We start from the raw sequence: 22,013 nt of genomic DNA on the forward strand, positions 1-22,013 counted from the left end.
CCGTCACATCACTCACCTCCCGTGGGCGAAAATTTGCGCCTGCTCGAACCGGAGACTCCATGGCCCATCAATTCCTACCTAGGACCAGCTCGGGCGAGGAGTCGAAGGTGACGCGGTTCCAGTTGAGCATCTCGTAGGTTGCCCAATCCTTCGTTGTCACACTGCCGTCCGAATGATAGTAGGTCGTCCGGTAGCTCCATTTCCGGAAAGACGGCGCGAACCCGTATTGTTGCCCCTTCTTGACCATCAGGTTCCGTGACTCGGTGGTCGTGTCCGCGTCGGTCGTCGCCTCGGACGTCTGGGTACTATCCTCCGTGCTGTCGTTCCAGTTGATTTCGCCGTCGACCTTGAGGACGCCATAGAAATCCGCCGATCCGGCGATCTTGCGCCCCTCCGACTTGCTCACCTTGCTCGCAAGCTGCTTGGTCCACTGCTTGGTCTTCGTTCTGCTGTCAACGAGCGCGAGCGGCCCGTCCGCATCCGCGGTCCGGATATCAGCCCCGACGTTCTTGTCAATGTAGTCCTCGTAGGTACTCTTCGTCGAGGTTGCGAGGACATCGGTGCCACCATCGGGCCGGTTCTTGCTCACGTCATAGGCGCGGTCAGGCTTCGGCTTCTTGTTGTTCCTAGGCGAACCCAACGGCGGCGGGCTGTTGAGGTACTCTTCCAACCCCTGCTGCCGGTAGGCCTCTCCAGCCTTGTTGTCCGCAACAATCTTGTCGTAGTTCGGGCCCTGCCACTGCGTCTCCTCAGTGAGCTTGGTGCCCATGTTGGTGCACTTGGCGAAGCCGCTCGCGCACTCCTCCAACGCCATGCCGGTGGGGTCGGTCTTGTTGACCGGACTGTTGTTGCTGTAGGCGTAGGCGTTCCACTGCTGCGGGTCCTCGGGGAGGAGCAGCGGGTCGGGGTTGAGGAAGCGGCCGGTGCCCGGCTGGTACTGGCGGGCGCCGAGGTTGGTGAAGCCGGTGGTGTCGTCCTTGAGTCCGCCGACGTAGCCCTTGTCGCCGGCCCAGGAGTTGGCCGCGCCGGAGCCGCGCAGGACGCCGAACGGGTCGGTCCAGCGGCGGGTCTCGGCACTGGTGGCCGAGTCGATGGAGAGCGTGCCGGTGTTGTGGTGGTCGGTGAACTGGTAGGTGAGCTTGGTCGGGCCCTGGCGGACCAGGGTGACGCCGCCGGGCATGGTGTAGTAGCGGGTGCCGGTGCTGGCCTTGGTGCCGGTGTCGTAGACGAGTTCGTCCCCGCCGCCGAGGTTGACCGTGATCTTGCCCGGGTTGCGGCGGATCAGCTGGTTGCCGTCCGCGTCGTAGAGGTAGCCGGTGGTGGAGGTGCCCTGCTTCATCGAGGCGAGCTTGCCCTCGGCGTCCCAGGTCAGTTCCGTGCCGTTGGCCGCGTCCACGGCGTTCCAAGTGGAGGTGCCCCACTTGGACACCCAGCCCGGCGCGTAGACGATGAACTTGCCGTCGTCCTGGACGACCGCGAAGTACTTGCTGTTCGCCCCGATCCAGGTCTGCGAGGACCACAGCGGCACGCGCTGCGGGTCGTAGACCACGAAGTTGCCGTCGTCCTGCATGGTCGCCCAGGCACCCGGGTGGTTCTGGGTGTTGGTCGACCAGGTCACCAGGCCGGTGCGCAGCGAGGTCAGCACGAGGTTGCCGTCGGTCTGCATGGTCAGCTGAGTGGAGTTGGAGCGCACCGACTCACCGGAGTTGAGCACGAAGCCCGCGCCCAGCGTCTTGGTGGCGGCCGGGTTGGCGATCTTCGTGGTGTTCCCGGCCGCGTCGTACTGGTTGCTCCCGGGGGTGCTGCCGTTGTTCGGGAAGGTGGACTTCACCGTCGTCGGCACGTGCGGACCGCCGGTGCCGCCACCCGTGCCGGCCGCGGTGGTCGGCGTGTTGCGGGTGCCCGGGGCCGGGAAGGCCTGGTCGATCGTCAGGTCCTTCGAGACATCGCCGGTCGGGTTGTGCATGACCAGCTTGGTCCGGTTGCCGACCGCGTCGTAGGTGTAGTCCTGCCAGTACGCCGCACTCCCGCCCACCGTGGTCTTCGCCGGAGCGACCGCACCATTGGTCGGCGTCGCGTTGGCGCACGCGCCCTGCCCGGCGAGCGACGGCGTCGGCTGGTTCAGCTTCCCCGTGTCCGACCAGGCCGAGGTCAGTCGGCCCAGGTAGTCGTGGGTGAAGCACTGGAGGTCGGTCGCGGCCGGAGTGTTGTTCGGGATCGTCCGGATCGCGGTGATCTGGCCCGCCGGGTCGTACGCGTAGGTGGTGTTCTGGACGGTACCGGTGGTGGCGGTCTGCTTGTCGACGTACTGGGTCAGCACGCGCCCGGTCGGCTCGTCGTACGTGTTCGTCGCGACGATCTGCGTGCCCCACGGGTTCATCGTGGTACGGATGTTACGCCCGTAGGCATCCCAGTCCGCCTGCCGCAGATAGGTGTAACCGGCCCCACTGATGTCGTTGAGCTCGCCATAGGACTCGTAGTTGTAGTTGATCGACTCCTGCGCCAGGTCACCCGCCGCGGCGCGCCCGTCAGCGATGATGGAGCCACTGACAGGGTTGTACGCCGCCGTGTAGTCGAACGTCACCTGCCCGGTCTTGCCGACCTCGCTGCCCGGGATGGCGACGGTGGTCTTCGTCGGACGGTAGGCAGCGTCGAACTCGCCAACGGACTTGGTGTAAGCCGCGCCCCCGGCACCACCGACGTAGCGGGTCGAGGAACTGGCCTGCCCCTTGGCCACGGTGTCGTAGGTGAAGCCGGTCAGCTGGTTCGCCGGGTCCGTCGTGCCACTGAACGTACCCGTCTTGCGGCCGAGCAGGTCGTACGTCATCGCGATCGTCTGCCCACGCGCGTCCGTCGTGGTCGCGACCCGTCCGCCCGCGTCATACGTACGTGTCGACACACCGGAGTCCGGGTCGTCGTTCTTCACCAGGCGGCCGCGCTGGTCGTAGGCGAGGCTCCAGGTGTTGCCTGCGGCGTCCACCCGGGTCGCCGGCTGGCCGTTCGCGTTGTAGGTGTACGTGGTGACGTCGGCGTCGGCCGGGTTGCCGGTCGCCGTCGGTGTCCGGTACTGCCACAGCTGCGCGGTGCGGCCACGGGCGTCGGTCACGGTGCTGGTCGCGGTCGCGCCACTCGGCGGCGACACGTCGACCCGGTCCGCCCCCGGGTACGCCGTGGTGTTCGTGGTCTGCAGCGTGCCCAGCGCCACGAACTGCGTGCTCACCGCTCGCCCCAGGCCGTCGAACTGGATCACGCTCGCGCTCGGCACCTTCGCGCCTTCGGGGATCCACCGGGTGGTGTTCGGAGTGGTGGTGTCCTCGTAGTAGTTGTTGTACTTCCGGTTGACGCGCCCCTGCGAGTCGTAGAACGTGTCCGTGATCAGGCGGCCGTGGTAGGAGGAGACCGCGGGATCGCCCTGGGTCTGCACCAGGCGGCCCAGACCGTCCAGGATCTGCACCGACTTCCCGTACGTCTTGCCGTCCGGACGCAGCGAGTTCGTCGTTGTGGTGGACGGTGACGACGTGCCGTTGACGGCGTAGTCGTAGGTGGCGTTGGCGTTGCTCGCCGTGTCCTGTCCCGGAGCCCAGGCCGCCTTCAGTCGGCCCAGCCCGTCATAGGTCTTGGTCACGGTCCGGCCGTTGGGGTCGCTCGTGGTGAGCGCCAGACCGCGGGCTGGGTTCAACGTGACCGTGGTCGTGCGGGGCGTGCCCGCGTCGGGTGCACCGGCCGGGGCCGGGCTACCGGTGACCACCTTGGTGGGCAATTCGCCCGGGCTCGCCGAACTGTACGCGGTCGTCACGGTCGCGCCGCCGGGGTTGGCCTTGTCGGTGACCGTCGGGTCCGTGGCGGCCGTGGTGCGGCCGTATGTGTCGTAGCCGGCCGTGGCCTTGAGGACGTACTGGGCCGCACCGTTGGCGTCGTAGTGGTCCAGTACCTGGGTTCCGGTGGCCTCGCCCTTGGCTCCGGCAGTGCCGAAGTCCTGGCCGTCGTAGAGCGTGCGGGTGTCGGAGATCGTGTTGGCCGGCGACGCGTTGACGGTGCAGGCGTTGGCGCCGGAGATCACGAAGACCTCGGAGACCAGACCGGTCATCTGCCGGTTCGCCGCAGCCGCGTAGCGGTAGCGGGTGCACACATCCGACGTGCCGTCGGCCGTGCTCAGCGAGGTGGTGACCCGGTTGTTGCTATCGGGGTCAGTGGTGGTCGCGGTCGAGGTGGTGCGAGTACCAGTCGTGGTCACTGCCGTGGTGGTCGAGGTGACCTTGGTCGCCTGGTACCGGGCCACCAGGTCCGGCAGTCCGGCCCGCGTGCGCGTGGCCTTCGCCACGGGGGCCTCGTACGTGTTCACCGTGTACGAGAGCGGCGAAGCCGGGTCGGCGGACGCGTCCGCGTAGCTGTCCGTCTCCAGGATCTGACCGAACAGCCAGTCGGAGTCGGCCCGTCCGCCGCTCTTCACGCCCGCGACGGAAGCGGCCTTGGCCTTGCCGTCCGCCTTGTAGTCGCCGTCCATGCCCTGGTAGTAGCTGGTCGTCGACTTCGACCGCGGCCCGTCCTTGCCGGAGCCGGTCACCGTGGTGACGCCGGCGTAGCCGCGGAACTGGTCCCAGGTTCGGTAGTCCGATTCGACGAGCGCACTGTCGTTGCGGTGCCACGCGGCGGGACCGTACACGTAGGAGGTCGTCGTCGCCACCGCGCCGGTGATCAGCTTGGCGTTCGGGTCGGCGGTGACCGTCTCCACCGGGTACCGCAGGAACCAGTCGTCCACCGTCGTCTGCACTCCGGTGTCGAACCACTTCACCGGGAAGCAGCTCTTGTCGTTGCCGTCCGCCGAAGCCGGCATCCTCCCGGTCGTGCGCGAGCAGGACTCCTTGGCGTACGACACCAGGATCGTGCCGCCGGTCTCGGTGGTGATGACCGCCAGACGCGGGCGGTAGTACCGCGGACGCGCGGGCACCAGGCCGTCGACCCGGTTGGGCAGCAGCTCGTCGGCGAAGGTCATCTCCGGCAGCGCCTGCTCGGCCTGGCCGTTGGCGGTGTCCTTGCCCGTGCGCTTCACGGACTGCAGCCAGGCGATCGGTGCGTTGTCCGTCGCGTTCGCCGGCGTCTTGAACACGTGCTTCAGGTCGTAGTGGTCCACTGGTCGGTACGTGCCGCCCGAACGGATCGTCGTCGTGATCCCGTTCAGCCACTTCGTCGACCAGTACGTCGGAACGAAGTTGGTGCACGTCCCGGTGTCCTGGCACTGCTTGTCCAGCGGGGCATCCGGCCAGTTCGCCGCGTTCGCCGCCGTGCGCTGCGAAGGGTCGCAGGCCTTGGCGTCCTCCAGGCAGCGCTCCCCCGACTCGAAGTCGATCTTCGCAGCCGCCTGGTACGTGCCTCCGGCGGCGAGCTGGTCGGACAGCTGCTGCCCGTAGGCGATCGACAGGAGCACACCACCGCGGGTGTACGACGTGTTCGTGCCCTTCCCGCTGTTCTGGGCGCCGCCGCGCGCGTACACGTTGGTCTCGGGCGTGTAGGAGTAGGTGGTCAGGTTGCCGTGCGGGTCGACCACGTAGTCCAGGTTCCAGCGCCACGCCGTCTGGCACCAGGAGCCCTTGCCCTTGGCCGCGTCGTAGCACGGGTCACCGGCGTTCGGCGAGTACACCGGCGTCGTCCACGCGGACTTGCTCTCCGGGCCCACCTTGCTGGGCGAACCGTCGGCCGCCGGAAGCTGGTTGAGGCCGAAGTAGTAGACCACTCCCGAGGTGTCCGTCACCTTCAGGTACGAGCCGTTCCAGGTGCCGTTGTTGGCGCCGGTCAGGAACTCGATCTTCGTCCCGTCGTCATTCTTCAGGTGCCAGGTGCACTTCGACTGCTCGTCGACACCGTTACCGGCCGTGCAGGAGGGCTCCGGAACGAGCTCACCGGAGTGGCCGCCCAGCGACAGCGTCAGGTTCGCACCGCCCCAGCACTGGTCACCCGAGCCGGGGATGCCGGCCTTGTCGCACGTCCGGTAGCCCCGCTCGACGAATCCGGAACTCAGGTCCCAGCCGTCACCGATCCACGACGCCTGCGCGTTCGTCGATGCCGTCTTCCCGTCCACCGACGCCGAGTCGTAACCCAGCGCCAACGTGGGAGCGGCACCTCCGAGAGTCGACGGGGTCACGATCGGGTAGCTGTAGGTGAACGACCCCGAGCCGCTGCCCGCCGCCCACGCCTGGCTCGGCGACAGCGACGTCGCGCTGTAGGTGCCGGTCCCGCTGGAAGGAGCGGCGGTGAGTGCCAGCACCACCTGCGCGGGAGCGGCGGCCAGTGCCGGCGCACCCGCGGACTTGGCCTGAGCGCGCTGCCCCTCGGCCGAGCCGGTCGTGGTGGCGGGCAGGTCGATGTCCGCCACGAGTCGCTTGGCCTGCTCGTCGTAGTGCGAGGCGACCGGCGTACGCGCCTGGCAGCCGTCGGCGTCCGGCGTCGTCAACGCACACTCCGGCAGAACCGCCAACCCGGCCCTGTGCGCGAAGTCGCCACCGGAACCCAACGATCCCAGGTCGAGCCCGATCCGGACCTTCCCCGGCTGGGCCCCGTCGCCGCTCCGCGACAGCGCCACCAGTGTCGTCGGCGCACCCGCGTCCGGACCGGAGCCCGGCGCGGCCGCGAGCTTCACCTGCACGGGCGCGGCAGCAGCGGCGTCGCCGGCGCGGGCGACCGGAGCCACCCAGACCGGCAGGTCGCCCGCCTGCTTCGACGCGCCGACGACAGACTCCCGCCCGTCCGCCGCGCCGGCGTCCCGGTCGGTCGGCGTGTCCAGGGCGACCACCGCCGTGCCGTGCTTCGGCTGCGGCACGCTCTTCGGTGGCACCCAGTCCGGCGAGCCGGTGTTCGGCGAGGAAGCCTTGGACTTGTCCGTCGTCCCGGGCACCGAGGCCGTCCGCTGGAGCGGCGTGTTCGGCGGCGACCAGACCTTGCCCTTGCCCCCATCCGCGGGGGCCGCGACTGCGGTACCGAGCGGCGCGGCCAGCATGCTCAACACGGCGAAGGAACCCAGAATTGCCATTCGAGGCTTGCGCCACCGTGACGGGGAATCACCCCATCCGGATTCACCGGGTGGTCTTTCTACTTCGGAAGACACTTTTACCCCCCCAAGAAGAGTCCGCACCGCTGGTCGATGCGGACGGGATCTCGCAGGAGGGTAGGGGACAAACCATCCAATGGTCGAGCAAATTGAGGAAAGGCTGAGGATGTGATCGATATCACATTCGAGAAAATTGGCGGACGACCCACCAAATCGGACACGTCTGCAGAAATAAGAAGTTGACGATCCTTTGACCGGCAGCGGTAGTTTGCTGGGCGCCTCTGCACACATCCTCTGCAGAGTCAGATCCCGCCTGGTCAGGCTAGATCAGGACATCTCACGTGGGGGGACTTCACCATGCCTGCCGCTCCGCTCGGAGCCACCTCCGAAGCGCGCCGTTCCAGATATCCGTCACGGACCGCTGTCGCCACCGCAGTCGGCCTCGCCCTGGCGCTGACCTCGATCACACCGTTCGCCTTCGCTGACGGTCCATCGGCCACTGCCACCACCCCGGCCGACGCTCCGGCCGGGAGCCCCGCCGCCAGCCCCTCGGCCATCCCGCCGGAGCTCGCCGCACAGATGGCCACGGTCGACGCCGAGCGCGCCGGCAACAAGCCGCTGCTCAGCCCGACCGACAAGGCCATCGCCGAGGCGCAGAAGTCCGGCAAGCCCGTCCCGATCCCGGAGTTGACGGACGAGGTCAGCGAGACCGTCGCGACCCCGGCCGGCCACCTCAAGCGCACCGAGCACGTCGAGCCGCAGCGGGTGAATCAGAACGGCGCCTGGGCGACGCTTGACGGCGCTCTCGTCCCGGACGGGCAGGGTGGCTACCGGCCGAAGACCGCGCTGTCGGGGTTGCGCCTGTCCGGCGGTGGCCAGGGCCCGCTCGCCACCCTGACCAGCGCCGACGGCGAGACGCTCACCATCGACTCGCCGTTCCCGCTCACCAAGCCGGCAATCGACCCGAGCGGGGACGCGCTGATCTACCCCGAGGTTGCCCCCGGCGTCGACCTCAAGGTGACCGCCTCCAAGTTCGGCGGGCTCTCCACCGTCCTGATCGTCAAGACCGCGGAGGCGGCGAAGAACCCGGCGCTGAAGAAGGTCCGCTTCGGTACCCAGGGCAAGGGCGTCACCGTCCGGGCCGACGAGGCCGGCAACCTCACCGCCGCGGCCGCCGACGGTACGTCCCGCTGGCACGCCCCCAGCCCGCAGATGTGGGACAGCTCTGCCGCCGCCCCGGTGGCGGCCGCCAAGTCGGCCCCCGCCCTGAGCGCTTCGGCCGGAGACACCCCGCAGGCGAAGTCCGAGGCGCGCAGCACCGCCGAGGGCCCGGGCTACGGCGCGAAGGTCGCCACCATGTCGACCACCGTCACGGCCGACGCCGTCGAGCTGACCACCGACGACGCGGTGCTCGGCAAGGGCCAGGGCCCGTGGTTCATCGACCCGGCCTGGATCCCCGACCGCAACGTGGCCAACAACTGGACCTGGACCCAGGCCGCCTACCCCGGCAAGGCCAACATCGGGCGGACCACCGGCAGCGGGGACCAGTACGCGCGGCCCGGTGTCGGTTACCAGGGCTACCGGGTCGACAAGGGCATCGAGCGCTCCTACTTCCAGTTCGACACCCACTGGTACCGCGGCGCGATCATCAACCGCGCGACCATGTCGGTGTGGGAGCACGAGTCCTCGGACTTCTCCTGCACCAACAAGTACACCCTGGACCTCTACCTCACCAGCCCGATCAGCGACCAGACCACCTGGAGCAACCCGCCCGCGAACCAGGGCGGCCGGCTCGGCGAGGCCTCGGTCCCCGGCGCGGGTCAGCCCGGCTGCGGCGGCGAGTACCAGTTCAACTACGACGTGACCGGGGTCTACCAGAACTTCGGTACCAGCCGCGACACCCTCACCTTCGGTGTGTTCGCCCGCGACGAGTCCAACATGTCGGCGTTCAAGCGGCTCGGCTACAGCCCCGCTGTCGAGATCGAGTACGACCGCGTCCCCAACGTCCCGACCGGCACGTACGCCTCCCCCGCTCCCACCACGGCCGTGCCGTGGGCAGACAACCAGGGCTGCACCGGCGGCACGATGGGCTGGATGAACTCCGCGTCCGGTTTCAACGGCGCCGTCACCCTCAACGCGACGGTCAGCAGCCCGGTCCAGCAGTCGCTCTACGGCTGGATGGGCATCTGGGACTACGCCGACACCAACCGGGCCGACAGCGGCCAGACCCCCGAGGTCGCCAACGGCGGCACGGCCGCGTTCCAGGTCAAGCAGGGCCTGCTCCAGGACGGCCACGTGTACGGCTGGGACGTCATGGCCACCGACGGGCTGGTCCAGCGGTCCGGCGGGAGCCCGGCCTGCCGCTTCGGCGTCGACCTGACCCCGCCGACCCTCTCCGTCCCGGACGCCAACACCCTGCTGCCGGAGGCCGAGCTCGACTACAAGCTCCCGCCGTCCGGCAACGGCCAGGTGACCAGGAAGCACGTGGGCCAGGAGGGCCTGGTGCCGTACACCGCGGCCGACCCGGCCCCAGGCGGCAACGCCTCCGGTGTGGTCTGCGCGCGCTGGTCCTGGGACCCGCAGTTCGCCGGGGACGGCTGGTACTGCGGTGGCGGCATCAGCAACGGGTTCCCCGTCACGCTCTCCCGCTGGGGCACCAACATCCTGTACATGCAGGTGATGGACAACGCGCGCAACGTCTCGCCGGTCGCGCAGTACTCCTTCTACGTGCCGTGGAACCCGGACGGCCCGCCACCCGTCTTCGGTGACGTCACCGGTGACGGCGCCCCGGACATCCTGCAGCCCGACCAGGCCGGCTACCTGCGCGCCTACAACGCCCCGGGCAACTCGAAGGTCCGCTCCCCGGCCGTGGCGGCCGTCGCCACCCCGGCCGACGCGCCCGGCGGCAAGGGCTGGAACACCATCCAGATCGCCCACCGCGGCACGCTCACCGGTGGCAACAACATCGACGACGTGTTCGCCCATGCTCCCGGTGACCCGCTGCTGCGGCTCTACCAGAACCCCGGGAACACCGGCGCCTACGGCCGGATCGACAAGTCGGTGCCGATCGCCAAGCCGAAGTGCGTCCCGACCGCGTCCGAGGACTGCGCCTGGCTGAAGGCCGCTGGGTACAACGCCGCCGACTGGTCCGGCACGCTGCGGATCGCCGCCCTCGGCGACCCGGTCAGCACCGACCTCGACCCCAAGCTGGGCTTCAAGAACAAGACCGGTCTACTCACCGTCGAGAGCACCAACAACGGTGCCGACGCGGCTCTCTGGTACTACCCGGCCACCAACGCCAACACCCTGGGCAAGCCTGTCCAGCTGGCCGCGTCCGGGTGGAAGGACAAGGAGCTGATCACCCCCGGCGACTGGGCCAAGCAGGGCCGCCCGGGCCTGTGGGCCCGCAACCTCGCGGCCGCCGCCGACGGACCCAAGGACGACCTCCTCGCCTACACCTTCACCACCGGGACCGTCACCGCGACCGACAGCCTGGGCGCGCCCGTCATCGACAGCAACGGCAAGCCGCTGCTCGTGCCGACGCTGACCCAGATGGCGCCGGTCGGCACCCGGATCGGCTGGGTCTCCACCGACACCTACCCGACCGTCGGCTCGGACGGCGACCTCACCGGCAACGGCAACCCCGGCCTCTGGGCCCGGAAGGCCGACGGTTCCCTGGAGATCTGGTGGGGCCAGCCCACCACCCCCGGCAACCCCTCGGCCGGCTTCGGCTGGCTGGCCGGTCCCAGCCCGATCGGGAACACCTCGGTCTCCCCCCAGTGGTGGGCGCTCGACGGCACCGGTGACAGCAGCGGCACCAACACGCTGTACAGGAACGGCGGCGACCCCAAGGCCACCTACCCGGCCGGGGCCGCACTCACCACCGACCACAACCGTGCGGCGAACAAGGCGACCGCCTTCGACGGCACGACGGTCTACCGCACCACCGCGCCGGTCAACTCCGGTTCCAACACCCCGGGGCTGGACACCACCCAGAGCTACAGCGTCTCAGCCTGGGTGAAGATCAACAACACCGACGGCTACCACACCGCGGTCTCGCTCACCGGCAACGAGGCCAGCCCGTTCTATCTGCAGTACTCGAAGTCCCTCAAGAACTGGGCCTTCGTCCTGCCGAGCAACGACAGCTTCAACGCGAGTGCCTGGTACACCGCGTACGACCAGAGCGGCCGCACCACGGCCACGGTCGGCCAGTGGACCCACCTGACCGGCACCTACAACGCCACGAACGGCATGGCCACCCTGTACGTCAACGGCCTGGCCGTCGGCTCCACCAAGGTGGGAACCACGTGGAAGCCGCCGGCGGGCAGCCTCAACATCGGCGGCGCCGCGTACAACAAGGACGTCCCCGCCGACCTCGTCAACGGCGCGATCAGCGACGTCCGGGTCTACCCGTACGCGCTGACCGACCCCCAGGTGAACACCGTCGCCACGTCGCAGTCCATCGTCCACATCCGCAGTGCGGTCGACAAGCACAAGTGCCTGGACAACTGGGGCAGCACCGCGGGCTCGCCGGTGGTGATCTACGACTGCTGGAACGGTGACAAGCAGCACTTCACCGCTACCCGGGACAACCAGCTCAAGACCGTACCGAACGGGCTCTGCATCGGCACCCGGGACGCCAACGTCATCGACGGCACCCCGGTGGTCTCGCAGGCGTGCGACAACTCCGGGGCCCAGACCTGGATCCGCCGCTACGACGGCACGCTCTTCAACCCGGCGTCGAACAGGTGCCTGGACCTGCCCGCGTCCAACACGCAGAACACCACCGCACTGGCCGTCTGGCCATGCGGAAACCAGGCGAACCAGCACTGGCTCTTCGACAACCAGACCCTCGCGGGCGTGTAGCCCCCGTCCGGTCGCCGTCAGGCCACCGCCGCGGCCCCTCGCCGAGCGCCTCGTGCGTTCGGTGGGGGGCCGCGGTGGTGTTCGGAGGGCGGGGCGGGTCAGACGCGGCGGCCCTCGGTGGGGGTGGCGGGGACGGCCGTGGGGGCGGTGGTGCTGCCGGCCTTGGCGCCGAGGGCGCGTTCGACCTTGGCGACGGCGGTGCGGTACTCCATGGAGGCGGTCTGTTCGTTGCTGCCCTGGCGTTCGAAGTAGCCGAAGGCCATGGCCACCGTGCCGAAGCGTTCGATGCCGACGTAGCCGTTGAGTCGGACGCCGGCCAGGGTGCCGTCGAGGTGGACGGCGGGGGCGTCCTTGCGGTCGCCGAGGGTGACCGGGCTGACGGTGAAGGTCACGGTGTCGCTGGGGCCGGCGTTGAAGGTGATGGTGTGGCAGGTCTTCAGAGCGTCGGCGGCGGAGTTGAAGTCGGTGGCGAGTTGGTCGGACGGCTCGGCCGCGAGGGCCTGGGTGACCATCGGGTTGCCGTTCGGGCCGTCGAGTTCGGTCTCGGCGCGCGGGATCGCCGCGCCCGGCCGGGTGACGTACATGTTGATCAGGGCGCTGAGCGCGTCGCATCCGGTCACCGGGTTCGACGGGCTCGCGCTGGGGCTCGCGCCGGCGCTGGGGCTGGGGCTCTGGGTCACCGGGGGCTCGGTCCAGCCGGGGCCGAGGTCGGCCGCGGTCAGCAGGGCCGACTTCAGCTGGTCGGCGGAGGGCAGTGGCTGGGCGGTTGCGGCGGACGCCGGGAGGGCGGCCGGGCCCAGGGCGACCGCCACGACGACGGCCGCGGCGGTGAGGGCGTGGAAGGGCCTGGTCAGAGACATACGGGTCCCCCGGTCGAGAGTTCGGGAAGGGACAGGCCACCAGTGTCCCACCGGGGGCTGGGCCGGGCGCGCGGGCGGGGATCGGCGCAGGTCAGGGCCGGTCGGAGGCCGCGGAAGCGTCGGAGGGGCGGGCCGGGCGGGAGGGCTCGGCCGGCAGGGTGTCGAGGGTCTCGGCGAGCCACTGCACCCAGAAGCTCTCCAGTCCGATGCCGGCCCGCAGCACCGCGTGCTGGAGCCGGTTCTCCTCGTCCGCCCGCTCGGCCGGGAAGTCGCGCCGCTCGATCTCCCGGTAGTCGGCCAACTGCTCGCGGTGCAGGGCGAGATGGCGTTCCAGCTCGGCCGTCAGGCCGTCCGTGCCGACCACCGCGGCCGCCCGCAGCCGCAGCAGCAGGGGCTCCCGGACGGCGCGCGGCGCGGCGCCCTCGGCGGTCCAACGGGCCAGTTCGGCGCGGCCCTCCGGGAGCACCTCGTACTCCTTCTTCTGCCCGCGCACCGGTGCCTCCGGCCGGAGGGCCCGGATCTGTCCGGAGGCCTCCAGCCGGCCCAGTTCGCGGTAGATCTGCTGGTGGGTGGCGGGCCAGAAGAAGCCGATCGACCGGTCGAACCGCCTGGTCAGCTCCAGCCCCGAGGACGGTTTCTCCAGCAGGGCGGTGAGGATGGCGTGCGGCAGCGACATGCCGTCGATCGTACGGGGAGCGGGCAGGGGACGAACGGGGCGAAGGCGGGGTACGGGCGCGCGGGACGGGCCGGGCTCAGCCCCGGGCGGGCGCGGGGGCGTGCCGGTCGAGCACGGCGCGCAGCCGGTCGGGGTCGGCGGTGCCGCGCTTGGGCAGGACGGCCAGGCAGGAGTTGTTCTTGTCGTTGCTCAGCAGGACGAACAGCCCCGGGGTCTCCACGTGGTGCGGGACCGCCTGCCAGGTCAGGGTGCTGGTGGAGTGGCGGTTGGTGATGGTCACGCCGGACGCTGCCACGGTGGCGGTGAACTCGCCCTTGTCGGCGGTCAACTTGTGGAACTGGCCGGCCTGCAGCCGGGGCAGCCAGAGGAGCAGGGCCAGCGCGGCGAGCACCATGAACACCGGCGGGAAGCCGATGCCCTTGCCGGTGGAGAGGTCGAGCGCGGCGATGAGCGGGCCGCAGACGACGAGCAGGTACAGGAACGCCCGCTGGCGCCGGCCCGCGCGCGTCGCCCGGGACCGGGCGGCCAGGGCCTCCCGGAAGTCCGCCACCGTGGGCGTGTACGCCAACTCGACCCGCTCGTCCGCCGCCGGCTCGTCCGCCATCGGCGCGTACGCCGTCTCGCCTTGCTCGTCCATCGGCCTGCTCTCCCCTGTGATCCGCTCCACGCCCCGCGCGCCGTGATCCGCGCTGCGACCTGCGGATACTAGCAACGGCCCCCGGGCGGACGGCGAGTGGTTTTCGGTCGGCGCCCCCGCTCGCGGCGGGGGCACCGACCGTGCGGGACGCGGGGGCGCCGACCGTGCGGGACGCGGGGGCGCCGACCGTGCGGGACGCGGGGGCTCAGAGCGCCGCGGCGAGCTCGGTGCCCTGCTTGATGGCGCGCTTGGCGTCCAGTTCGGCGGCCACGTCGGCGCCGCCGATCAGGTGCACCGGCAGGCCGCGCTCGCGCAGCGCCTCGTACAGGTCGCGACGCGGCTCCTGGCCGGTGCAGAGCACGACGGTGTCCACGGGCAGCAGTTGGCGCTCGCCGTCCACCGTGATGTGCAGACCGGCGTCGTCGATCAGGTCGTAGGTGACGCCGGGGACCATCACCACGCCGCGGTGCTTGAGCTCGGTGCGGTGGATCCAGCCGGTGGTCTTGCCGAGGCCGGCGCCGACCTTGCTGGTCCTGCGCTGGAGCAGGTGGACGCTGCGCGGGGGCTTCGGCCGCTCCGGGGCGCGCAGGCCGCCGCGCTCGCGGTACTCCGGGTCGATGCCCCACTTCGCCTGGAACACCGGCGGGTTGAGGCTCGCCGCGTCGCCCGGGTCGGTGAGGAACTCGGCCACGTCGAAGCCGATGCCGCCGGCGCCGAGGATGGCGACCCGCTCGCCGACCGTCGCGCCGTCGCGCAGCACGTCGAGGTAGCCGAGCACGCTGGGGTGGTCGATTCCCGGGATGTCGGCGGGAGTTCGCGGGGTGACGCCGGTGGCGAGGACGAGCTCGTCGTGGCCCTGCCCGGCCAGCTGCTCGGCGGTGACGGTCGCGCCGAGCCGCAGCGTGACGTCCAACTCGGCCAGCCGGGTGCGGAAGTAGCGCAGCGTCTCGTCGAACTCCTCCTTGCCGGGGATGCGCCGGGCGATGTTCAGCTGCCCGCCGATCGTCTCGGCGGCGTCGTACAGGGTGACGTCGTGGCCGCGCTCGGCGGCGGAGACGGCGAAGGCGAGGCCGGCCGGGCCCGCCCCGACGACGCCGATCCGCTTGCGCAACTGGGTGGGCCCGAGGACGAGTTCGGTCTCGTGGCAGGCGCGCGGGTTGACCAGGCAGGAGGTGATCTGGAGGTTGAAGGTGTGGTCGAGGCAGGCCTGGTTGCAGCCGATGCAGGTGTTGATGGCCTCGGCGCGGTCGTCCCGGGCCTTGGCGACGAAGTCGGCGTCGGCGAGCAGCGGGCGGGCCATCGAGACCAGGTCCGCGCTGCCCTCGGCGAGCAACTGCTCGGCGATCTCAGGGGTGTTGATGCGGTTGGTGGTGACCAGCGGGATGCCGACCTTGCCCATCACCTTCTTCGTCACCCAGCCGAAGGCGCCGCGCGGCACGGAGGTGGCGATGGTGGGGATGCGGGCCTCGTGCCAGCCGATGCCGGTGTTGATGATGGTCGCCCCGGCGGCCTCGACGGCCTGGGCGAGCCGCACGACCTCGTCGAGGGTGGAGCCGCCGGGCACCAGGTCGAGCATGGAGAGGCGGTAGACGATGATGAAGTCCTCGCCGACCCGCTCGCGGACCCGGCGGACGATCTCCACCGGGAAGCGCATCCGCCGCTCGTACGTGCCGCCCCACTCGTCCTCGCGGTGATTGGTCGCGGCGACGATGAACTCGTTGACCAGGTACCCCTCGGAGCCCATGATCTCGACGCCGTCGTACCCGGCGCGACGGGCGAGTTCGGTGCAGCGGGCGAAGTCCTCGATGGTCTGCTCGACCTGCTCGGCGGTGAGCGCGTTGGGCGTGAAGGGGCTGATCGGGGCCTGGATCGCGCTGGGGGCGACCAGGTCGCGGTGGTAGGCGTAGCGGCCGAAGTGCAGGATCTGGAGGGCGATCCTGCCGCCGGCGGCGTGCACCGCGTCGGTGACCACGCGGTGCTTGTCGGCCTCCTCCTCGGTGGTCAGCATCGCGCCGCCCTCCCAGGGGCGCCCGGCCTCGTTGGGGGCGATGCCGCCGGTGACGATCAGGCCGACGCCGCCGCGGGCCCGCTCGGCGTAGAAGGCGGCCATCCGCTCGTAGCCACCGGGGGCCTCCTCCAGGCCGACGTGCATCGAGCCCATGATCACGCGGTTGGGCAGGGTGGTGAAGCCGAGGTCGAGCGGGCTGAGCAGGTGCGGGTAGCGGTTGCTGCCGGGGTGGGCGCTCATCGACGTCTCCTGGGGCGCGGGCGGGGAGTGGACCGGGAAGTGGACCGAGAAGTGGACCGGGGCGTTGTGGACCGGGGGCGTTGTTACCGCAGGGTAGGGGACGGGCGGCGGGGTATGCAACTAGTTGCATAAGGCTCTCCCGGGTCACCGGGAGGGCCCTCCGGATGGCTCGAACACGGCGCCGGGGACCGACCGGACGCGTATCGTCGTGTCCCGGACATCGCGGGGGCGTCGCGGGGGGACATCGCATCGCGGGGACGCCGCGGACTCGAAGCTCGGGACTCAGGAGAGGAGCGACCGTGCGCGGTGGCTCGGTGGCCGTGGTCGGGGGCAGCATCGCCGGGAGCGCCTTCGCCGGCGCGGCCGCCCGGCTCGGCGCGGAACGGGTGGTGGTGCTGGAACGCAGCCCCGGGCACCTGGAGGACCGCGGCGTGGGCCTGTGCACCCACAACGACCGCTTCGACGAACTGGTCCGGGCCGGACACCTCGACGCGGACACCCGCCGCCACCGCCTCACCGTCCGCCGCTGGGTCGCCCGGGGCACGGCCGGCGAGGGCGACGGGCTGGACGGCTGCGGGCGACTGCTCTGGGCCCAGCCCTTCCCGTTCCACTCGCACCACTGGGGCGTGCTCTGGCAGGCCCTGCGTGAACGGATGCCCGAGCAGGTCGAGTTCCGGCTGGGTGCCACCGTGACGGCCGTCGGCAACGAGCCGGGCGGGGACGAACCGGACGGCGGCGGGTCGGAGGGCCCCCAGGCTGAGGCTGACGGCCCCCGGGCCGAGGCCGACGGCGCCTGGGTCGAGACGGACGGCGGCCGCGAGACGTACGACCTGGTGATCGGCGCCGACGGCTACCGCTCGGTGGTCCGCGAGGCCGTCTGCCCGCAGGCCGAGCCCGAGTACGCCGGGTACGTGTGCTGGCGCGGCAGCTACGACGCCGCCCTGCTGGCCGAGCTGCCCGGCGGCGCGGCGCCCTGGCCGGAGGAGCAGTGCATCACCGCCTGCTACCCCGGCGGCCAGGTGGTGATCTACCGCATCCCCGGGGTCGCGCCCGGCCGCACCCAGGTGAACTGGGTCTTCTACGCCCCCACCCCCGCCTGGCTGCGCCTGGACGGCCCGACCAGCATCCCGGCGGGCAGCCTCACCGACCCGCAGGTGGACGAGCTGCGCCGGCTCGCCGAGCGGTACCTGCCGCCGTACTGGGCCGGCCTGGTCACCCTGACCCCGCGCGAACGGACCTTCCTCCAGCCGGTCTACGACCTGGCGGCCCCGGCCCGGACGGCCGGACGGCTGCTGATCGGCGGGGACGCGGCCACCGTGGTGCGCCCGCACAACACCAGCGGCGCGGTGAAGGCGATCCAGGACGCCCACGCCTTCGAGCTGGCCGGGCGGGAGGCCGGCTCCTGGGCAGCTCTGCTGGCTGCCTACGACCGCGAACGGACGGCGGCCGGGCGGGAGTTGGTGGAACTGGGCCGCACCCTGGGCCGGGCCCAGGTCACCGCGGCGCCGGACTGGTCGGGGATGGACGAACCGGCCATGACCGCCTGGTGGCACCACCAGTTCACCGGCGGCGGGGGTTTCGGCGGCCACGCGCTCGGCCGTACCGACTGAGCGCGTGGCCGTGACTGCCGAACCCCGGTCGACCCGCTTCGGTCGAACGGGCGTCGACCGCTACCGGCTGGCGACGGTCAGACGTTGACGCCGTAGTCGGTCGCGATGCCGCGCAGGCCGGAGGCGTAGCCCTGGCCGATGGCGCGGAACTTCCACTCGTTGCCGTTGCGGTACAGCTCGCCGAAGACCATCGCGGTCTCGGTCGAGGCGTCCTCGGTCAGGTCGTAGCGCGCGATCTCCAGGCCGTTGGCCTGGTTGACGATCCGGATGAACGCGTTGCGCACCTGGCCGAAGTTCTGCAGCCGGGCGTCGGCGTCGTAGATCGACACCGGGAAGACCACCTTGGCCACGTCGGCCGGGACGCGGTCCAGGTCGACCTTGATCTGCTCGTCGTCCCCGTCTCCGCCGCCGGTCAGGTTGTCGCCGCTGTGCTCGACCGAACCCTCGGGGCTGCGGAGGTTGTTGAAGAAGACGAAGTGCTGGTCCGAGACCACCTTGCCCAGCGCGTTGCACAGCAGCGCACTGGCGTCCAGGTCGTAGTCGGCCCCGGTGGTGGTGCGCACGTCCCAGCCGAGACCGACGATCACGGCGCTCAGACCGGGCGCCTCCTTGCTCAGCGAGACGTTGCCGCCCTTGGCCAGCGAAACTCCCACAATGCCCTCCTCTGATCTCTCCCTGTGGACGAATCTACAACACTGTAGAGATCACGAGAATCCGTCTGCAGGCGGGCCCACCCCGGGAATTTCTCCGGGTCGCACACGGGAACCGTGCGCGGGAACCGCCGCCGGCCCGGCCAGGGCGTCACCGCACGGCGTCGATCTCGATCCGCAGCGCACCGTTCTCGGCCGTCGCCCTGCGGCCCCAGCCCAGCAGCAGGCCCAGCACCTCGCGCTCGGCGGCCGGGAGCCGGGCCAGGTCCACCTGCTCGATCTCCCGGACCAGCGCGGCCATCGACGGCTGCCGGATCCGGCTGCTGAAGTCGAGGTCCGGCTCGTGGCGGGCGAGGGTGGGCAGGGTCCGCGCACCCAGACGGCGCAGGACGGCCCGCAGGGCGCCGCCGTCGACCCAGGCCTCCAGCCGCCCGGGCTGCGGCGCCGGGCCGGCCCCGCGCCCCGTCCTCGCCTTGACCGGCACCCGGTACAGGCCGAGGACGTACTCGTCCTCGGCCACCTCCTCGTCCGGCCCGTACGGCCGCAGGCCGCCCGCTGTGCTCCGCATGCCGAGCACCCTAGCGACCTCCCGCCCTAGACTGGCAGTGGATTTCCCCTCGTCCGATCTTCACCCGTTCCCCCTCGTCGGCTCGCCGCCGTCTCCCCTCGTCGCAGGCCCGGTCGCCGGAGGTCCCGATGCGCCAGCGGTACAGCTTCCACCTCGACCAGGGCGGGCACTCGGTGACCGTCAACGTCCGGTCCGGCTGGATCACCGAGACCGAGCTGCTGGTCGACGGCAAGGAGTGCGACTTCCACCGCGTCCACGGGCACGGCGACTATCCGCTGACCCTCACCGCCCAGGTCGCCGAGGAGCCGCCGACCCCGCCGAGGCCGCTCGCGGTGCGGCTGGACCGCACCGGCCGGGCCGAGCACCCGCTCTCCTGCGTCCTGGAGCTGTCCGGCGCCGAGCACCCGATGCCCGAGCGCACGGCGCGCTGATTCCGCCTCCTCCGCACGGCCGCGCCCATCCACGGCTGCCGCGCCAAGGCGTGGAGCCGCAGGAACGGAGCGGACACGTGCCGGTACGGCGATCAGCCGTACCGGCCCCACCCGCTCACCGCGCTACGCCTCCTCGACGATCTCCTCGACCGCCTTCCTTACCCGCTCGGCGTCCTCCGCGACCAGCCCGATCCTGGTGCGGCGGTCGAGCACGTCGGCCGCGTCCAGCGCGCCCTCGTGGCTGACGGCGTAGGCGATCTCGGCGCGGGTCACGTCCAGGCCCTCGGCGATCGGCGTCAACTCCCCGGCCGCCAGCACCTCGTGGGCCGCGCCGCCGTGGCGGGCGAGCAGTGAGGCGGGCACCCGCCCGGCGGTTCCGCCCTCCGGGACCCCGGCGGGCAGCGGGCGGCTGTCCCCGTGGCCGGGGGCGCCGACCAGCGGCAGCCGGGCCGTCCAGCAGGCGCGGGCGCGCAGGCCGCGCAGCCGGACGGCGGTGTCCACCGCGTCCTCGGCCATCCGGCGGTAGGTGGTGAGCTTGCCGCCGACCACGGTGATCACCCCGGACGGGCTCTCCAGCACCGCGTGCTCGCGGGAGATGTCGGCGCTGCTGCCGTCCCCGGTGTCGATCAGCGGGCGCAGCCCGGCGTAGGCGCCGATCACGTCCGCCCTGGTCAGGGCGGTGGCGAGGGCGGCGTTGACGGTGTCGAGGAGGAAGGAGCACTCGGCCTCGGTGGGCTGCGGCTCGTCCGGGATCGGGCCCGGGGCGTCCTCGTCGGTCAGGCCGATCGCGACCCGGCCGAGCTGCTGCGGGAGGGCGAAGACGAAACGGCTGGTGGAGCCGGGCACCGGCACGGTGAGGGCGGCGGTCGGGTTGCCGAGGGCCTTCGCGTCCACCAGCAGGTGGGTGCCCCGGCTGGGCCGGAGCCGGATCGAGGTGTCCACCTCGCCCGCCCAGACGCCGGTGGCGTTGACCACCGCGCCGGCCCGGACGGTGAGTTCCCGCCCGGTCAGGGTGTCGACCAGCCGGGCCGAGGTGCCGGTGACCTGCTCGGCGCGCACCCTGGTCAGCACGCTGGCACCGTACTGCGCGGCGGTCCGGGCCAGTGCGACCACCAGCCGGGCGTCGTCCACGAGTTGGCCGTCGTGGGCGACCAGCGCGCCGCGCAGCCCGTCCGTCCGCACGCCCGGCACCAGCCGGCGGGTCCGGTCGGCGTCGATCCGGCGCACCCGGGGCAGCAGCGCGCCCGGGGTGCCGGCCGTCAGGCGCAGCGCGTCCCCGGCGTGGAAGCCGGTACGGATCAGCGCGGCCTGGCCGGGGCGCAGCAGGTCCGGGAGCAGCGGCACCAGTTGGGGCAGTGCGCGGATCAGGTGCGGGGCGGTGCGGGTCATCAGCACGCCGCGCTCCACCGCGCTCTCCCGGGCCACCTTGATCCGCCCGGAGGCGAGGTAGCGCAGGCCGCCGTGCACCAGCTTGGAACTCCAGCGGCTCGTCCCGAAGGCGAGGTCACGGGCCTCGACCAGCACCGTGCGCAGGCCGCGCGAGGCCGCGTCCAGGGCCACTCCGGCGCCGGTGACGCCGCCGCCGATGACCAGGAGGTCGATCCGGGCGTCGTCGCCGAGCGCCTCCAGCTCCGCCGCCCTTCGGACGGCGTTGAGCCGGGAGGTCCCGGCGTGCGGACCGGTGTACGGGCCCGCGTGCGAACCGGAGGACGGACCGGCGTGCGCGCTGGAGTGCGGACCGGTGTGCGGGCCTGCGGTGGGGGTCATGGCGCGAGGTATCCGTTCAGTGCTCTGGCCAGTTCGCGCCGCCAGGCCGCCTCGGGCAGCAGGGAGGCGACCATGCGGTGCGACTGGACGGTGGACTGGGCTGTCAGCAGGACCATGGCGGCCAGTTCGAGCGGCTCGCCCTCCCGGATCGAGCCGTGCGCCTGGCCCTGCTCGATGCCGGTGCGCAGTGCCTCCAGCAGGCCGCGCTGGCTGGCGCCGAGCCGCTCGACGACGTACTCGAGCAGCAGGTCGGAGTCGTCGGAGCGCAGCAGCGCGCCGATCACCGGGTGGTCGCGCAGCCGGACGGCGATCTCCACGGTCCGCTCGACGAAGGCCTCCCGGTCCCGGCCGGTCGGCACGGCGGCCTCCAGGGTGGCCAGGATCTCCCGGGTGAGCAGCGCGCCGATCACCGCCCGGACGTCCGGCCAGCGGCGGTAGACGGTCGGCCGGCTGACCCCGGCACGGCGGGCGATCTCGGCGAGCTGGGTGCGGCGCACGCCGAGATGGACCATCAGGTCGGCGGCGGCGTCCAGGATCGCGTCGTCGGTGCTGCGGGCCCCCGGGACCTGGCCGGTGCCCCCGTGGGTCTGGCCCGGCGTCTCGGGCTCGTCGTTACTACTTGACATGATGTGTGAAACTGTAACGCATGGCACCTGAG

The 22,013-nt window shown here is 71.4% G+C and carries 12 protein-coding genes; 3 read left to right on the top strand and 9 right to left on the bottom strand.

The window, feature by feature from the left end; genetic code table 11:
* Positions 1 to 67: 67 nt before the first annotated feature.
* Positions 68 to 7,024 (bottom strand): RHS repeat-associated core domain-containing protein, encoded by a 6,957-nt coding sequence (locus ACLWS4_RS02335; RefSeq protein WP_416873200.1) that lies wholly within the window; start codon positions 7,022 to 7,024, stop codon positions 68 to 70.
* Between the two features lie 597 nt (positions 7,025 to 7,621).
* Between ACLWS4_RS02335 and ACLWS4_RS02340 the strand changes: the two genes are divergently transcribed.
* Positions 7,622 to 11,908, top strand: a complete 4,287-nt coding sequence (locus tag ACLWS4_RS02340; protein ID WP_416873201.1) for a LamG-like jellyroll fold domain-containing protein — start codon at positions 7,622 to 7,624, stop codon at positions 11,906 to 11,908.
* A gap of 98 nt (positions 11,909 to 12,006) precedes the next feature.
* Here the strand turns inward: ACLWS4_RS02340 and ACLWS4_RS02345 are convergent, their stop codons facing one another.
* The 4 genes from ACLWS4_RS02345 to ACLWS4_RS02360 all read right to left on the bottom strand — a co-directional run bounded on the left by ACLWS4_RS02345 (position 12,007) and on the right by ACLWS4_RS02360 (position 16,329).
* On the bottom strand, positions 12,007 to 12,768 hold the full coding sequence (locus tag ACLWS4_RS02345; RefSeq protein ID WP_416873202.1) for a hypothetical protein: 762 nt from the start codon (positions 12,766 to 12,768) through the stop codon (positions 12,007 to 12,009).
* Positions 12,769 to 12,859: 91 nt separating this feature from the next.
* Positions 12,860 to 13,444, bottom strand: coding sequence for a PadR family transcriptional regulator (locus tag ACLWS4_RS02350; protein ID WP_416873203.1), 585 nt, complete (start codon positions 13,442 to 13,444; stop codon positions 12,860 to 12,862).
* A 76-nt stretch (positions 13,445 to 13,520) separates the two neighbouring features.
* Positions 13,521 to 14,081 (bottom strand): YcxB family protein, encoded by a 561-nt coding sequence (locus ACLWS4_RS02355; RefSeq protein ID WP_117490641.1) that lies wholly within the window; start codon positions 14,079 to 14,081, stop codon positions 13,521 to 13,523.
* 205 nt (positions 14,082 to 14,286) lie between these two features.
* A complete protein-coding gene (locus tag ACLWS4_RS02360; protein WP_416873204.1) occupies positions 14,287 to 16,329 on the bottom strand; it encodes an FAD-dependent oxidoreductase in 2,043 nt (680 codons plus the stop codon).
* A gap of 299 nt (positions 16,330 to 16,628) precedes the next feature.
* Between ACLWS4_RS02360 and ACLWS4_RS02365 the strand changes: the two genes are divergently transcribed.
* On the top strand, positions 16,629 to 17,939 hold the full coding sequence (locus tag ACLWS4_RS02365) for an FAD-dependent monooxygenase (protein WP_416873205.1): 1,311 nt from the start codon (positions 16,629 to 16,631) through the stop codon (positions 17,937 to 17,939).
* 77 nt (positions 17,940 to 18,016) lie between these two features.
* Here ACLWS4_RS02365 and ACLWS4_RS02370 read toward each other — a convergent pair whose 3' ends face one another.
* Both ACLWS4_RS02370 and ACLWS4_RS02375 read right to left on the bottom strand, forming a co-directional pair.
* Positions 18,017 to 18,592: a TerD family protein gene (locus ACLWS4_RS02370; protein ID WP_049650185.1), complete on the bottom strand. Its 576-nt coding sequence runs from the start codon at positions 18,590 to 18,592 to the stop codon at positions 18,017 to 18,019.
* 148 nt (positions 18,593 to 18,740) lie between these two features.
* Positions 18,741 to 19,157 (bottom strand): hypothetical protein, encoded by a 417-nt coding sequence (locus tag ACLWS4_RS02375; RefSeq protein ID WP_159028378.1) that lies wholly within the window; start codon positions 19,155 to 19,157, stop codon positions 18,741 to 18,743.
* A gap of 128 nt (positions 19,158 to 19,285) precedes the next feature.
* Between ACLWS4_RS02375 and ACLWS4_RS02380 the strand changes: the two genes are divergently transcribed.
* Entirely contained in the window at positions 19,286 to 19,588 is a 303-nt protein-coding gene (locus ACLWS4_RS02380) for a hypothetical protein (protein WP_074004108.1), read from the top strand.
* Between the two features lie 123 nt (positions 19,589 to 19,711).
* Here ACLWS4_RS02380 and ACLWS4_RS02385 read toward each other — a convergent pair whose 3' ends face one another.
* The gene (locus ACLWS4_RS02385) at positions 19,712 to 21,355 is read right to left on the bottom strand and encodes a glycerol-3-phosphate dehydrogenase/oxidase (RefSeq protein WP_416873206.1); all 1,644 of its coding nucleotides are present in this window, start codon (positions 21,353 to 21,355) and stop codon (positions 19,712 to 19,714) included.
* The gene (locus ACLWS4_RS02390) at positions 21,352 to 21,981 is read right to left on the bottom strand and encodes a TetR/AcrR family transcriptional regulator (protein WP_079272406.1); all 630 of its coding nucleotides are present in this window, start codon (positions 21,979 to 21,981) and stop codon (positions 21,352 to 21,354) included. Before ACLWS4_RS02390 ends, ACLWS4_RS02385 begins: the two co-directional genes overlap by 4 nt.
* Positions 21,982 to 22,013 lie beyond the last annotated feature (32 nt).

The sequence above is a fragment of the Kitasatospora sp. SC0581 genome, assembly GCF_048159585.1.
GTDB lineage: Bacteria > Actinomycetota > Actinomycetes > Streptomycetales > Streptomycetaceae > Kitasatospora.

Coding starts and splice junctions, on each gene's coding strand:
- ACLWS4_RS02340 (WP_416873201.1), top strand. CDS start 7,622: ATGGCCACGGTCGACGCCGAGCGCGCCGGCAACAAGCCGCTGCTCAGC.
- ACLWS4_RS02350 (WP_416873203.1), bottom strand. CDS start 13,444: ATGTCGCTGCCGCACGCCATCCTCACCGCCCTGCTGGAGAAACCGTCC.
- ACLWS4_RS02360 (WP_416873204.1), bottom strand. CDS start 16,329: ATGAGCGCCCACCCCGGCAGCAACCGCTACCCGCACCTGCTCAGCCCG.
- ACLWS4_RS02385 (WP_416873206.1), bottom strand. CDS start 21,355: ATGACCCCCACCGCAGGCCCGCACACCGGTCCGCACTCCAGCGCGCAC.
- ACLWS4_RS02375 (WP_159028378.1), bottom strand. CDS start 19,157: ATGCGGAGCACAGCGGGCGGCCTGCGGCCGTACGGGCCGGACGAGGAG.
- ACLWS4_RS02335 (WP_416873200.1), bottom strand. CDS start 7,024: ATGGCAATTCTGGGTTCCTTCGCCGTGTTGAGCATGCTGGCCGCGCCG.
- ACLWS4_RS02355 (WP_117490641.1), bottom strand. CDS start 14,081: ATGGACGAGCAAGGCGAGACGGCGTACGCGCCGATGGCGGACGAGCCG.
- ACLWS4_RS02345 (WP_416873202.1), bottom strand. CDS start 12,768: ATGTCTCTGACCAGGCCCTTCCACGCCCTCACCGCCGCGGCCGTCGTC.
- ACLWS4_RS02380 (WP_074004108.1), top strand. CDS start 19,286: ATGCGCCAGCGGTACAGCTTCCACCTCGACCAGGGCGGGCACTCGGTG.
- ACLWS4_RS02390 (WP_079272406.1), bottom strand. CDS start 21,981: ATGTCAAGTAGTAACGACGAGCCCGAGACGCCGGGCCAGACCCACGGG.